At 71.1% G+C, this 14,469-nt stretch carries 6 protein-coding genes and 1 tRNA gene; all 7 read right to left on the reverse strand.

The features are described 5' to 3' along the window. The 7 genes from pglX to ACSMXW_RS14970 all read right to left on the reverse strand — a co-directional run bounded on the left by pglX (window position 1) and on the right by ACSMXW_RS14970 (window position 14,121). Window positions 1-3,807 carry a BREX-2 system adenine-specific DNA-methyltransferase PglX gene (pglX, locus tag ACSMXW_RS14940; RefSeq protein WP_485806843.1) on the reverse strand — a complete coding sequence of 1,269 codons (3,807 nt, stop codon included), beginning with the start codon at window positions 3,805-3,807 and terminating at the stop codon, window positions 1-3. 169 nt (window positions 3,808-3,976) lie between these two features. Beyond that, entirely contained in the window at window positions 3,977-5,461 is a 1,485-nt protein-coding gene (locus ACSMXW_RS14945) for a hypothetical protein (RefSeq protein ID WP_485806845.1), read from the reverse strand. Next, entirely contained in the window at window positions 5,461-6,870 is a 1,410-nt protein-coding gene (locus tag ACSMXW_RS14950; protein ID WP_485806846.1) for a KGGVGR-motif variant AAA ATPase, read from the reverse strand. Before ACSMXW_RS14950 ends, ACSMXW_RS14945 begins: the two co-directional genes overlap by 1 nt. Next, window positions 6,867-7,328, reverse strand: coding sequence for a hypothetical protein (locus tag ACSMXW_RS14955; protein WP_485806847.1), 462 nt, complete (start codon window positions 7,326-7,328; stop codon window positions 6,867-6,869). The genes ACSMXW_RS14950 and ACSMXW_RS14955 overlap by 4 nt, the downstream gene beginning before the upstream one ends. A gap of 84 nt (window positions 7,329-7,412) precedes the next feature. Next, window positions 7,413-11,849 carry a BREX system serine/threonine kinase PglW gene (gene pglW, locus ACSMXW_RS14960; RefSeq protein ID WP_485806848.1) on the reverse strand — a complete coding sequence of 1,479 codons (4,437 nt, stop codon included), beginning with the start codon at window positions 11,847-11,849 and terminating at the stop codon, window positions 7,413-7,415. 384 nt (window positions 11,850-12,233) lie between these two features. Further along, window positions 12,234-12,307 (reverse strand) — tRNA-Ala (locus ACSMXW_RS14965). A gap of 230 nt (window positions 12,308-12,537) precedes the next feature. Further along, window positions 12,538-14,121 (reverse strand): hypothetical protein, encoded by a 1,584-nt coding sequence (locus ACSMXW_RS14970; RefSeq protein ID WP_485806849.1) that lies wholly within the window; start codon window positions 14,119-14,121, stop codon window positions 12,538-12,540. Between the last annotated feature and the right edge of the window lie 348 nt (window positions 14,122-14,469).

Here is a 14,469-nt window from a genome sequence, read left to right on the forward strand (position 1 = left end):
CTACTCGACAGCCGACCTCCGGCCGCCGCGCCGCTTCTCCGGGCGCCAGGCACGGAGGTCGGACTCCGAGAGGCGGCGCTCCGCACAGGCTCGGTTCAGCACGGTCTGGAACTCTTCGGCGGGGTTGCCGCCCCACTCCTCGTCGTCCTCGTCGTACCACTGGTGCACCCAGGGCATGACCTCCTGGAGCCCGGCGAGCAGCGGAACGAAACGCGGGTCTTCCCTCTCCCAGCCGTTCACCGAGGAACGGTCGTTGATCAGGTTGACGAGCGCTTCCGCCTGATCCCGGTGGTTCCAGCCGGCCCAGCCGAGGAGAAGTGACGGGTCGGCGTCCGGGGAGGCGCCGGGGTAGGAGATGAACCGTTCCTTGGGCACGTCCAGCTTGCCGCGGTTCGACCAGTAGGAGTGCTTGAGGAAGTCAGCACCGGCGTACTTCGGCGGGACCTTGATGTCGAGCCGCTTACCGTCGCGGTCCTCTTCGCGCTGCTGGTCCCACACCCGCTCCCACACCGCGCGCTTGCGCAGGCCGGAGTCCTTGTAGCGCAGGGCAGCGAGGTACGGGACGTGTTCGGGCTCAATGACGGTGGCGAGGACGGTCGCGAGGGAGGCGTGCCGGTTGCCGAGGTGGTCGGCGGCGTAGAGGGCGGCGACGGATTGGACGTCCTCGTCGTGCCGCAGGGCGTCGGCGAGCTGGAACACGGTGAGCGGGCGGGGAGCGACGTAGTCGCCGCGCTCTTCGAACCACAGTTCCTTGCGCTCGGCGGCGTCCAGCAGCCAGGTCCGGAGGGCGGCGGCCTCCCGCTTCTCCCAGGGCTCGGTGGACCAGCGCCGCTTGTACTCGGGCCGCTCGATCAGCCGGATGTCCTTGTTGGACTCGATGATGTCGAGCCGGGCCTGTACGACCTTCCGGTACGCCTCGGGCCAGTCGGCCGGGATCTCGGAGACGGCGGTCTCGGTGGACCCGTGGCGAGTGAACCAGGCGGTCTCGACTTCGCCGCGATCCACCTTCCGCTTCAGATCGATCTCGAACGCCCGCTGTCCAAGTCGAAGCTGCGGCACGTCGGCGTCGTTCAGCTCGGCCGGGTCACCCGGCATCGTGGTCCGAGCGACCTCATCGGGTGTGAGCAGCCCGTACGCCCCGTACACGGTCCAGTCCAGCTCTTCCTGGAGGAGGATCATTCGGGAACGGATCCGCTCCTGCGCGGCACAGGCCTCTGCTAGGGCGGCGCGGGTGGGCGTTTCGGAGCCAGCGACGGCGGTGGGCTCATGGTGGGCGAGGTCCCGCGCAAGAGTGTCAAGCTGATAGGCAAGAGCTAGAGGGAGAGTTTCGACGAGCGGAAATTCTTGGAGCTTCGTTCCAGTGAACTCGAAAAATCTCTCCCACTCCTGCGACTTGAAACCCTCGTTAACCCCTTGACTCCCCTTGTCATGACTTACCTGCTTCAGCCAAAAGCAAGCAACCGAAGAGTTTAGCACCCCTAGCAACTCCAGATGCCGCTCCTCGCCAGCATCTTCACGCAACTTAACCACAGGCGCAGTACGATTAAAAACCTTACCGCCGCAATCAAGAACAAAATGATTATGAGTAGAGACAAACGGAAAAGCGATAGAGTAATCGCTCCGATAGCGCTTCGGAAAAAACATACTGTGCGCAAACCAGCTAAGCCCTCGCTGCTCTGGCGTCCGCCCGAAGTCCAGCCGCCCACGAAGTACCGCCCGGTTCCTCCAGATGAACTTCTCTTCGTTCGCAGTCAGATCTCTAAGGCAACCCCGTACGCTCTGAGGCGCCACCGTCGCATACGGAAAAAGAGTTCGCGTTGAGGGCGAGACGCAATAATCTCGCACATCGTCCCCGAGGATCACAGGCACACTTCCAGCAACCAGACCACGCGTTACTACAGTCGGCGGGGGCATATAGTATGCCTCATCTTGCCCGGTATGAGTTGTGCGGCCGATCTCCGAAATAGCTGTCGCCAGTCGATTTGGAGCCCGCTCAAGCAGTTCCATGACGGGTTTGGCACCACCGCCACTAAGCGACCACGGATACGTAGCGAATCGACCCCGCTCCGCATCCTCCACACTCACCCACTCCGACTCGCTCCCCGGCTTCCCCACCAACTCAGTGATCGAAAGCCAAACAGGACCGAATTCCCCGTCCTCCGGAACACTCGCCTCCCCCCGCACCCCCAACACAGCCCGAATAGGCCGCGCCTGCCGTGCCACCTGATTCCGCCCAACCAGTATCACCGTCGGCGTACCATGCCCAGGAATATAGGCCCCAGACGTATCGATGACATGCGTGAGATCGACACCCCCGAAAGTCCGCTTCCGCTTGATCACCGGATCCGTATACGGCACGCCCCCGTGGAAGAACGACTCGATGAGGACCTTGCCGAACTCCCGCTTCATAAAGGAGTTCGCAGTGATCTGCCCGGTGAACCCACCGTCCTGCTCACCACCACCGGCCCGCACCGCCAAATCGAAAATCCGCTGGGCGAACGGCACCGACAGAGCGTACTTGCCCGAGCAGGCCCAGTAGGCCTCCCGGTAATTCTGGTTCTCCTGCCTGTCCTTGACCGTGATGTACGGCGGGTTGGCCACCACCACGTGGTAAGAGCCCCGTCCCAGCAGGTCCGCCTCACCCACGTACTGCCCGACGTCCTCCGTCCGGTACGTGAAGACGTCGCCCCGCTCGGCGTCGTCCAGCGTCGGGTCCCGGTCCCGGCCGGCCTCCCGGCCGTGCAGCAGCGAATCCGCCACCGCCACCCGGATCGGCAGCCCGGGAGCGGCCCTAAGGTCCCGGATGTCGCCCGCCTTCAGGGCCTCCACGAGCAGCCGGAAGCGTGCGATGGACGCCGCGTACGGGTTCTTGTCGGCGCCGTGGACGGATTCCAGGGCGCGGCGGATGAGGAGCCAGCGGTCGGTGCCGGGTTCCAGGTCGATCCACTTGGCGAGCAGGCGCCGGAACAGGCCCAGCAGGAAGTGACCCGAGCCGCACGCCGGGTCGATGCAGCGCAGGCCGCGCACCTGGCCGTCGCCGTCGACCTCGCCGCGCCAGCCATCCGGCCGGTGCTTCCACACCGGGTCGAGGCCGAACTCCTCCACGGCCGGTTCCAGCGTCAGGTCGAGGATGAACTCCTCGACGAAGACGGGGGTCTGGAGCAGGGCGTAGGTCTTGCGGGCGTGCTCGGAGAGGTCCTGATAGAGGTCGCCGAGGAAGCGGGTGTTCAGCTCCTCGTCCTTGAAGTTGTAGCGGATCTTGGCATCCGGGCCGCGTTCGCGCCAGAAGGCCAGCAGGCGGCTGGCGGCCTCGTAGGACGGTTCGACCTCGTACAACGGGTTGTACCGCTCGTCGAAGAGGCCCCTTGCGGTGGCGTGGGCATCGGCGAGGGCCTGGAAGGCCTCCTTCAGCCAGTCCCGGTCGTTGCGCTCGGGATGGGCGCGGAAGTACTCGTCGTGGCGGTCCTGAGCTTCGGCCAGCCGCTCGTCGGGGCCCGACAGCCACGCCTCCGGGATCAGCCCGTTGTCCTCGCAGAAGCGGACGAAGACGCAGGCCAGCACCCACGCGGCGGCGATCTGAACGAGGCGGTCGTCGAGCCACGGCTCGTAGTCGGCTGCCGTACGGTCTGCCTGCACGGCGCGGGCGTACTCGGCCCGCAGCGGCCCGTCGAACCTCTCCAGGCGGGCCTGCCGGCGCAGGTCCGCCTCCAGGAGGGCGACCTGTTTCTGGAGATCCTTCAGCAACGCCTGCTGCTTCGCGCGGTCCAGCGACGCGCCCGGCACGGTACGGACTTCTTCAGACGACACCCGTGGAACCTCTCCATCCCCTGCGCGGCGGCCGAGCTCCCCCGGGCGGCCGCCCGGCCGCCCGCCCGGGCGGCCGCCCACCCATCCTGCCAGCCCCGCCGCCCCGATCGGGACCCGCCGCGATCCGGAACACGGCGGGTCGGGTCGGAGGAGGGGATGCGGCGGGGGCCTACGGCTTCGGCCGCGGCACCCCGCCCTTGCGGCCCAGACCGAACGCGATCCGGTACACGTCGGGCAGGTCCAGGCGCCCGTCGCTGCGGGGCCACGTCATGACGCCCAGCTCGATCAGCTCATCCACCAAGCGGGGCAGGTCGTCCGGGTGACGCGGGCCCGTCTTGACGAGTTCGGGCTCGTCGAGCTGCGCATAGCGGGCGGAGTCCCGGGCCAGCTCGGCCGGCAGGTCCCGCTCCCCCCACAGGTGCAGCACCTTGTCCTTCTCGATGGGCACCTGGTGGCCGGCGAGCGGAGTTATCGCCAGCTCGACCCACGGCGTGTCCTCGCTGACCTCCGCCACGCGGCCCTTCGACGCCTCCTGGACGCCCTGGCGGATCGCCTCCTGGTGCAGGGCGCGGTCGTGGGAAGGGTAACCGCTGCGAGTGGCCTCGGCCGCAGTCCACAGGGCTTTGAGGAAGCTGCGCGGGCTGATCCGGCCCTGACCGTCCATGAGGTGGTTGGGCAGCCAGGTGTAGGGCTTGCCCTTGCGGTAGTTGCCACCCATGAACGGGTCTGCGATCGGCTCGAACGTCCGGCTCTGGATCGCCTCGTCGTTGCGCAGCAGCGGCGGCGGGACATGGCGCGCGCCGTCGCCGTAGGGCTCCCAGCCTCCGGTGATGCCGCGGAAGCGGCGTCCCAGGTCGGCCCGGTCGCCGTCCTCGTTGCCGAGGAAGTGGAACAGCAGGCCGTACAGGTCGGTGCGGCTCCACTCCAGCCGCGCCGCGTAGCCCGACAGCTTCGAGGCGTCCGCGAAGTGCAGCTTCGCCGCATCGAACATGTCCGGGCGGATGAAGACCTTCAGGCGGATACTGCCGGTGCCGAACCGCATCTCCAGGGCCAGCCGCAGGATGCCGGCGACCAGTCGGTCCGCCTGATTGCGGTCGGGGTGCAAGTGCTCCAGGGCGTCGAAGAGCAGCAGGTGGACCTGCTTCTGCTCGTACAGCTCGCGGTCCGCGCGCTCCAGGGTGCGCTGAGCGGGGCCGGGGTTGGCACGCACCCAGGCGATCTTGTCGGGCCACTCCGGCCGGGCGCACAGCTCCTCCTGGCCGAGGGAAGTCAACAGGACCGCGTACCAGATGAGGTACGGGTCTTCGCCCGCCTCGACCAGGGCCCGCAGGGCAAGCCCGCCTGGGTAACAATCCAGCCGCAGCTTCAAGCCGAAACCAGGAGCGACACGCAGGCGGCTCAACCGGTTGATGCGGTACTCGACCGCGGCGAGTTCGCGGAGCTCGTCCTGAAGCAGCGAGTGGTACCAGAAGGTCTTGCCGACTCCCCGGCCGCCCGGCACCACCGTGGTGTCCACGTACAGCGCGTTGCGGTGCGCGTCCGGCATGAAGAGGGTGTGCGCGGTCGGCTGCCGGGTGTCGGCGTAGGCGGCGTCCTCCAGCGCGGACGACAGCAGGTCGCGGTACTCGCCCGCGGTGAGGGGCGCCTCGGCCATCACGTTCCTTCCCGGCTCCCACGCGCCGCCAGGGCCTCCTCGACCAGCCCACCGACGGTGGCCACGAAGTCACCGTACGCGGCCCGGACGAACGCGCGGTCCTGCCAGCCCGGTGCGGCGACCGCGTCCATGCCCACCAGGCCCGGTTCGAACAGGATCGGGATGGCCCAGTGCGGAGCCGACTCGTCGGACTCGCTCGGCGCGTACGGCTCCTCGGGGGCGGCGGGGTCGCCACCGCCGCTCTGCCCGTCGCCGTCGCGCCGTGGGACGACCTCGTCGTAGAGGGTCTCGAAGCACTCGAACGCCTTCCGGCGGAAGGCGTCCAGATACTCCTCCATGGGGTAGTGCACCGAGTCGGGCACCATCGAGGCCACCATGCGCAGCCGCTCCCGGATCCGCGGGGCCTGTCCCGAGGACCGCCAGGCGGTGAACAGGTCGCCGTAGCCCTCCCAGGTCTGAGCGCTGTTCGCGCCGAACAGCAGCGCCAGGTCGCACAGGCGCGAGATCGCGACGGCGGCGACGTCGTGGATGCCGGCCCGGCTGTCCAGCAGGACGACGTCGGGGCGGCGTCCGCTGTCACCGGCGCGCTCGACGGCGTCCTCGCAGGCGCCCACCGCCTGTTCGAGCCGGTCGGCGAAGGTCGCGTCGGCGGTGTCGGCGTAGACGCGGTTCAGCTTGTCGACGAACGAGTAGGGCACGCCCTGGGGGCCCTCGCCCCTGGCGGGGGCCACCCACAGCTCGCCGAACCGGCTCCGCGGCGTGTACGAGGAGCGGGTCACGACCTCCATGCCGTCGGCGTTGCCGACCGCGGCCTCCACGAGCTGGTCCACGAGCCCGTACGGCGGCAGGTCCTTGCCGACGAGCAGCGGGCCGGCGCCGGGCGACTCCAGGTCCAGATCGACGACGAGGACCAGGTGTCCCCGGTCGGCCAGGTGGCGGGCGAGCACCGCGGTCGCCGTGGTGCGGCCGACGCCGCCCTTGAAGCCGTACAGCGTCATGCGGTGCGGGCGGTCGTCGCCGGACGGACGGACCGGCCGGGAGACCTTGGCCCAGTCCTCACCGACGACGGTGTTGTCGAGGAACCGGACAGAGCCCGCACCGGCCGGGCCGGCGGGGTCGGGCACGGTGCGCGGGGAGTTCAGCAGCGCGTCCGCGGAGAACATCTCCGAGGCGAGCAGCACCGGCTGGTCGGACAGGTACGGGCCGAGGCGTTCGGTGAGCTCCGCCGTCCAGTCCTGCGGCAACCGGCCCGCGCTGCGTCCACCCGTGTCGTCGACGACGAGGGAGAAGCGGCCGAGCACGTCCCGGACCAGCACGACGGGGAAACCCCTGCCGGCGGCGGCGCGGGCGGTCTCGAACGCACGGTGCCGTGCCTCGTCGAAGCGGACCGGAGAGGGGCGGGTGGTCACGGCAGCCTTCCGTTGAGTACGGCCTGTTCGTGCAGGGAGAGTATGCGGTGGGCGGCGTCCCGGCGCTTGCCCACCACGTCCACCTGGACGTAGGTGCCGTCAAAGTACCGGTACTTCACATGCCATTCCGTGAACGCGCGCAGGTCACCGTCGAGTGCGGCGTGGATCGGTGCTCCGGTCCGGCCGCGTGCCAGCAGCCTGACCTCGCCAACGAGTTCGTTGACGTGCCCGAACTGGATCACACGGCTCGGGTTGTCCGGGTGCGGCGCCTGAGGCTTGGGCTGCCCCATGGTCACCTCGGTGAACCGCAGCAGCAGGCTCTTCACGGCGCACTCGGCCGCGAATCCGTAAAGGTGGTCGGCGGTGGGCAGCCGCCCGTCGGTACGGAGGAAGTCGGCGTCGTCGAAGTGCCGCTTCGCGGCAGACGCAAAATGGCGCTCAGGTGGAGTTTCCGGCACGCACCGGATCCTAGGTGATCCGGGAACCGAGCGGGCGGGATCCGTACATCAACCCGGCACAGCAGCACAGCAGTTGTTTGCCCATCAGCCAAGAGCCGATGGCTCCGGCACCCTCTCTCCCTGCTCCTCCTTCAGCTCCTTGAGGAACAATCCCTCCAGCACCGCCCACTCGCTCACCCGATCCACCACGTCGACCGTGCAGCCGTCCAGGGCGGGCGAGGCCTCGGGGTCCTCCATGGGGACCAGCAGCCACAGGCCGTGCGGGGCGTCGGCCGGGCGGCGGGCCGCTTCCTGGAGGGCGACCAGCAGTTCGCGGCCCCCCGTCGACCAGTAGCGGGTGATGAGCGCGGCCTGGTGGGCGAGGACGACCGTGCGCGGCTGCGAGCCCTCCGCCAGGGCGGTGACGCGGGCCGCCAGACGCTCGGACGCCAGGCGCGTGTAGGAGGCCAGGCCGGCACCGATCACTCCGGAGGCGGCGTACTTGGCGTCGGCCTTCAGCAGCGCCTGCCACGGTGCGCCCTGCTCCGCGGCCAGCTCGCGCAGCGTCGTGAGGAACAGCTCGTCCAGTGCGACGGGCACGACGCCGAAACGCGTCGCCAGCCGCTCGGCGACGCCCGGCACCTCCGTTCCCTTGAGGGTGAGCGCGACGAAACCACCCCGCTTGCGGGCCGTCTCCAGGCGGGCGGCCAGCACGCGCCTCGGGTCCCGGCCCAGGGCCAGGTCCCGCTGTGCGGCCGCGAGGAGGGAGCCGGTGCTGGTGAGCATCGAGACCGACGGTTCGATGCCGCTCCGGGGCGCCTCCGGGACCCGCGGCAGGAAGCGCTTCGCCCTGTGGTCGTAGTCGAGCGGGAAGGCGGCTTCCCTCAGGGCGTCCGCCAGCTCCACGTAGGTGGTGTCGGCCAGCACCGCCAACCTGGGGAAGCGGGCGCGTAGACGGGCCAGGAGGTCGTCGGTGCCGATGCCGGTGTCGGCGCGCACGCCCGCGGCGGCCTGCGAGATCCGCAGGGCACGTACGAGGTCCAGGTCCAGCGGGAAGAGTTCGAAACGCGGGCTGACGCCCACGCCGCCCGCCATCGCGGCGGCGAGGTCGACGAGCCGGGTGTCGGCCAGGGCCGCCATGCCTTCGGGGGCGGGCACGCCGCGCAGTTCGCGCAGCACCGTGGCACGGCCGGGCAGGGGTTCGCGGCGTGCCACTGCGGCCGCCACCTCACCGAGGGCCGCCGCGTAGTCAGCGAGTTCGGCGGGCGTCGGGTCGTCCGCGCCGGGCTGGTCCTCCAGGGCCAGCAGCACGCGCCCGCCGCGCCGCAGCACGGCCAGCCGGGCTGGGAGCTCATCGTCCGGGCCGCCCTCCCCACCCCGCTTGCGGGCCTCGGTGTCCGCTGCCGCACGGACCACGGCGAGCGCACGGGATTGCGTGTCGTGGGGGTCGCCGGCACCGGCACCGTGCCGGACGCACAGCTCGCCCGCGAGTTCCTCGGCGGTCATCACCCGGCCGTGCTCGGACAGGACCAGCACCAACTCGTCCCTGATGCGGCGCAACCAGGGAAGGGCCGCCCACTGCTCGACCGCGGCCTGCTGGTGCTGGGAGACCGTGGGCTGACTTATGCCGAGGGCCTTGGCTATGGCCGGCTGGGCGGGCCAGGGCTCCAGGCGCTCACCGCCCGGCAACTGGAGCGTGGCGAGCACGACGTCCGCGCGCGGCTTGCCCCGGCGCCTGCGCTCCTCGGGCGTCAGCCGGGCGGCCAGTGTCTCCACCGACTCCAGCGCCTCCTGGGGGGCGTCCGTCGGGATGACGACGGGCCCGTGGGACGCGGGACGCTTCCTCAGGGCCTGGGTCCACTGGCGGTGCCGGCGGTTGAGTTCCTTGCGGATGACGTTGCCGGCGCCACGTGCCCGGGAGATCGTGTGCGGGGCGATGTCGAGCAGGCCCTCGACGGTCGCCGCCCCGAGCGCCCCCGCGACGGACACGGCGCGCGGGGACAGGCCCGCCGCCTCCAGCGGCGTCTTCAGACCGGCTGCCGCCGCGGCCTGCTCGCGGGCGTCCTCGATGTCCCCGACGGTCATGCCGACCGTTGCGGGGGTGGTGGCCGGCCGTGTCGAGTCCGCCCTGCGGAAGATCCGGCGCCATGCCTCCTGCATGTCGCGCAGGCTGTCGTAGCGCCGCTCGACGTCGCGGTGCAGCGCCCGCTGGAAGAACTCGGTCAGGCCCTCGCTCAGCGTCTGGTCGAACAGCTCGCTGGCGACGTACAGCTCGGCGTCCGACACGGTCAACGGGTCGGTCTTGCCGTCCCCCCACACCGGTCGCTCACCGGAGGCCATCTCGTGCAGGGTCACCGCGGCCGCGTACCACTCGGCGTGGTCGTCGTAACGGGCCCGGCGGCTGCCACCGAGGAACGGGTCCAGATAGCCGCGGGTACCGGCGTGGAGGTCCTGGTCGGAGGCTTCGGCCAGGGAGAAATCGAACAGCATCAGCTGCCAGGAACCGTCACTTCGTTTGAAGAGGCCGAGGTTGTCCGGCTTGATGTCGCGGTGGCGGACCCCACGGGCGGCAAGGGCGTCGAGAGCGTCGAAGAGGTCGTTCCCGAAGCGTTCCAGTTGGCCGTAGCCGAGGGCGCCCTCGCCGCGCAGCCGCGAGCCGAGGCTCACCGGGTCTCGATCGTCGGGAGCCCGGAACCCGCCGGCGTACTCGATCTCCAGGATGGTGCGATCGCCCAGTTCGCGCGGTTCGGCGAGCAGCTTAACGATCCGGCCCCCGCCGACCTCCTTGAGCGCCCGGGCCTCTGCGTACAGCCGGGTGTCCTTCTCGTGGTCCAGGGCGACCTTGAAGACCCGCAGGGAATCCGTCCCGGCGCCCGGCTCGTCGGCCGTGCTGCGTACCAGCAGGGCTCGGGCCGTGGCACCGGTGCCGAGCACCCGGGCGACCGTCCAGGTGCCGTCCAGCGGCTGACCGGGCTGGACGGTCAGCGGATCCACGTCTGAACCCGGGGACGCGTGCGTCGTGGCGTCGGCCTCCGCCGCATCCAGCAGCACCAGGAACTCGTCGGCCGATGGCAAGCGGTCCCGTACGTCCGCGGCGGTGGCCCGGAAGACCAGCTCGTCCAGGGCGGCCGAAACACCATCGGCAACCGCGTACGGGTGCAGGCCACCCTCTTCGCGCAGCCGGTCCACCAGGGCACCGCGCCGGTCAGCCGGCGGACGGCCGGTGAGCAGCAGGTAGGCGAGGCTGCCCAGGCCGAAGACGTCCAAGTCGACCGGATCGGCAAACTCCTGGTCCGTTTCGGGGGCGAGGTACACCTGGGCGACGTCGGCGATCAGGCCGCCGTCCAACGGGGTGTCCCCGAGCGTGCGGTGCAGGGTGGTCCGGAAGTCGCGGGCGGCCGTCTGCCAGTCCGCGATCCGCAGGACCGGATCGCCGCCGTCCTCCTTCGCCGACACGTATACCGAGCGCGCGGAGAGGGCCCGGTGGTAGAGGGAGCGGTTGTGGGCGTAGCGGACCGCCTCGGCGAGCTGCCGCACCAGGTCGAGGCGGACCTGGGGGGTGAGCCGGCCACCGTACGCGTCGAGGTAGGCGTCGAGCCGCAGGTCGGACGCGCGGTGCCGGAACAGGATCGCGGGTCCGCTGACGTGCTCGCGGATCTGCACGGCCTGCACGATCCCGCGGTGGTTGATGCCCTGGAGCACCTGGTACTCGCGGAGTGCCGCCCGGTCGACCTTCTGCCGCTGCTGCTCGGACGCTGCCTCCCCGGCCAGGTAGATCCGTACCCGACCGCTCTCCTTGACCAGACCGTCGTCGCGTATCGCGAGCCGGTCCTCCCAGCTTGGCCCCGCATCCAGGGCACGCGGTTCCAAACGCCAGTCGTCGCCGAAGCGCAGGTGGGCCGTCGAGTGACTGACCCCGATGCGTTTCATGAGCTCTTCGAGGAGCTGGCTCTTCTGTGGCGTGACGCGCCAGCTCTCCCGCTCGGGCGGCACGCCGAGCAGCCCGTCCCAGATGCCGGGCAGTCCACTCCCCGCGCCGTTGCGGCCGTATACCGCGGTGCGTTGAAAGTCGTCGAGGTCACTCGCCAGGTCGGGGCTGTGCAGGAAGACCGCCGCCTTGACGAACGGAACTCGCCTCGGATCGACGCCCATGGCGCGTGCCGCTCGCGCCAGCTGTTCTTTGAGGTCCTTGGCCTTGACGTCGGTGAGATGCAGCGGGTTCTTCAGCGTGCGCACCCGTTCGCCGTGGAACTGCCACGTGTCCCCGTGGTTGACGACCCGGCCCGGATGTCCCTTCAGCTCCAGCAGGTACACGCCACCGGGCACGGCGATCAGCAGATCGCACTCGTTGACCCGGCCGGACGGCGCCGTGAACTGGAATGTCGCCCACGCGCGGTAGGGCTCCGCCTTCGGCATCAGTTGCCGGATGTGCTCCAGGCCCTCCTGCTCCCACGCGTGACCGGAGCGTCGCGGCTGGAACCAGCGTTCACGGCCGGCGGGAGGGGCGGGCTTCGGCGCGGACGGCCGCGCAGGTGGAGTCACCGGGACCTCCTGGCTTGAACATCTGGCGCGAAAGGCAGGTCGTGCACCGCGCAGCATCGGCCGAGTGCATGGGCTCTCGCTGCTGCCCCTGGTCGCGGGGCCTGAACGGCTCAACCGCCGAACAGCATCCTAGTGGTCGCCCGCTTGGAGGAGCCGCTTGCACACGGCCCGACGCCCGCGCTCCCGCGGCATGCCCGCATCCTCACAGCTGATCCTGGCCCGTCGCTCGGCGGGCGTCGCCCCGGCGAGCCGGTGGGCAGACTGGCGTACTGACCAAGCCTGAAACGGCGAGATCCCGACCCGACGGTGACCGTCTGATCGGGATCTTGCGAACCGTTCCGGGCTAACCCACGAACGGCCCTGCGCGTGCAGTGTTTGTTGTTGTGGACCTGAGGGGATTTGAACCCCTGGCCCCCTCGATGCGAACGAGGTGCGCTACCGGACTGCGCCACAGGCCCCTGCAACGAGTGAAACTCTAGCATCCCGCCGCGTGTGCTTGGAAATGCGTTCCGGTACGCCCCCGGTGCTGGTCAGCCACCGCGCGGCGGACTCGCGCCGGGGCGTCCCACGCCGGCGTACCCGGCATCCCGCGCCGGCGTACCCGGGCGTCCCCTGCCGGCGTACCCGGACATCCGGTGCCGGCGTACCCGGGGTTCTGGGACCGGGGTGACCGCGATGGCCCGGTGCCTCACTGGTTCGCGGCCCACGGCCGCTCGCCCTCCGCGTACTGGTCGAAGAGCGGTGTGCGCCCCCGCTCGCGGGAGCGCCGGGCCGATGCGGCGCGGCGGGCGTCGCTGCGTCCGCCCGCGGTGTCGTCCTGCTCGTCCCCGTCGGCGGAGCCCGCTGAGGGGCCCGGGCCGGGGACTCCGGGGGCGGCGCGATCGCTGGCGTCCTCGCCCCCGCGCCCGTTCCCCCCGCGCTGAGCCCGTGTGCCCCGCGTCCGCGCGCCGCCCGACGCACCCGACGCGCCGCCCTGCGCGCCACCGCGCCTGCGGCCCGCGGCCCGTCCGCCCGGGCCCGCCTGGCCCCTGGAGTTCTCCGGTCCCGCCGGGCCCGTGGCCGGGTCCGCGTCCGTCCCCGGGTCTCCCGGCGCGTCCGGGTGCGTCCCTTCGGACGGTTCCGTGCGTGCTCCCGCGGGGGGCTCGGCCGGGGACGACCGCACCGAGCTCCAGGTGTCGGGGCCGCCGAGGTCGACGTCGCCCCCGGCGCGCGGTGCGACGGGTGCGGTGACGTAGGTGGGCAGCGGCACCGGGACGGGGTCCCAGCTCTCGCCAGGTGCGGGACCGCGGCGGCGCTCGCGCTGCTGGTCGACCCACTCGGCGTGATCGGTCTGCTCCACCAGTGCCCGGCGGTCCGCGGCCAGCGCGGAGAGCTCCGGCGAGGGCGCGTCGCCGCCCGGCCGGGAGTCGCCGGCGCCCTCGGGAGCGCCGCCGTTGCCGCGCCCGGCGGGGTCCTGGGCGGCCGGGCCGGGCCGCCTGCGCGGCTGCCGCTCGCGCAGCCGCTGCGCCGCGGCCTCGGCGCGGCGGCGGTCCATGATGTACGTGAAACGGCGCCGCTCCTGGCGGCGCAGGTACGCGATGTACACGCTGAGCAGCACGGCGGGGGCGCCGGGCGCCCAGAGGAGGGCGATCCCGCCCACCGCGGCGATCACGGTGCCCAGCGTGAAGGCGAGAAAGAGCAGCACCGTGGTGCGGCGGCGGCGTGCGAGCACCTTCGAGCGCCGAGCGCGCGCAGCGGCCTCCGCGGCGGCCGACCCGCGCCCGGCAGCGTGCCGCTCCGCCCCCGGCTGTCCCCCCGGCCCGGGCTGCCCGGCCGAAGCCCCGGCCGCGGCCCGCCGGGCGCCCGGGTCCTGCCCGGGCTCGTACCGCGCGGACACCGCCTGGCCCGGTACCTGCTGGGCGGCGGCGGGACGACGACCGGCCGACGGGGAGGCGGAGGAGCCCGACGCGGCCGGGGACGCGGACGGCGTCCGGGAGCCGCGCCCCGGGCGCGGCTCCGTGCGGGTGGGCACGGCCAAGGCCCGGACGTCCACCGAGCCGGTGACTTGGTCCGGGTCGCTCCGCGGCTCGTCCGCCGCGTCCGAGCGCGCCTGCAGGTCCTTGGCGTACCGGCGCTCCATTCCCGCCCGTCCGGACAGCAGCCGGATGGCGGTACTGAAGCGTTCGGTCGGACGGGCTTCGTTCAGCTCGTCCTGCCTACGGAGCCACATCGGCACCAAGTAGGCGGCCCAGGCCCCGACGATGACTGCGTAGATGAGGCCGCTGCTGCTCACGCCTCACACGGTAGAGGGGTTTGCATGGGGCCATCTGCCAATTGCTCCGGTGTGTCGCACGATCTGGCTGATATTCCGAGCCTTTCTTGCGACTGATGCGATCAGCCGACCGCCGGGAGGGCGAATTTCGTAAGGGAAGCGATCGAAGTCGAGCGCTTTCTTCGAACATTTATTTTATTCCAGGGGTGGTGGGAAGGCCCGGGAAGGTCGGCGCATGGCTCGGGGCGTGGCTCGGGTGGCTCGGGGCGCCGAGGCGCGGGGGGTTGTGCGACGTGACCCGTGCGCCGGTCACCCGGCGGGCCGACGGTCCCGGCGGGCCGACGGTCCCGGCGGGGAGAGGGTGCCGGT

The organism is Streptomyces sp. DSM 116793, from assembly GCF_057320905.1.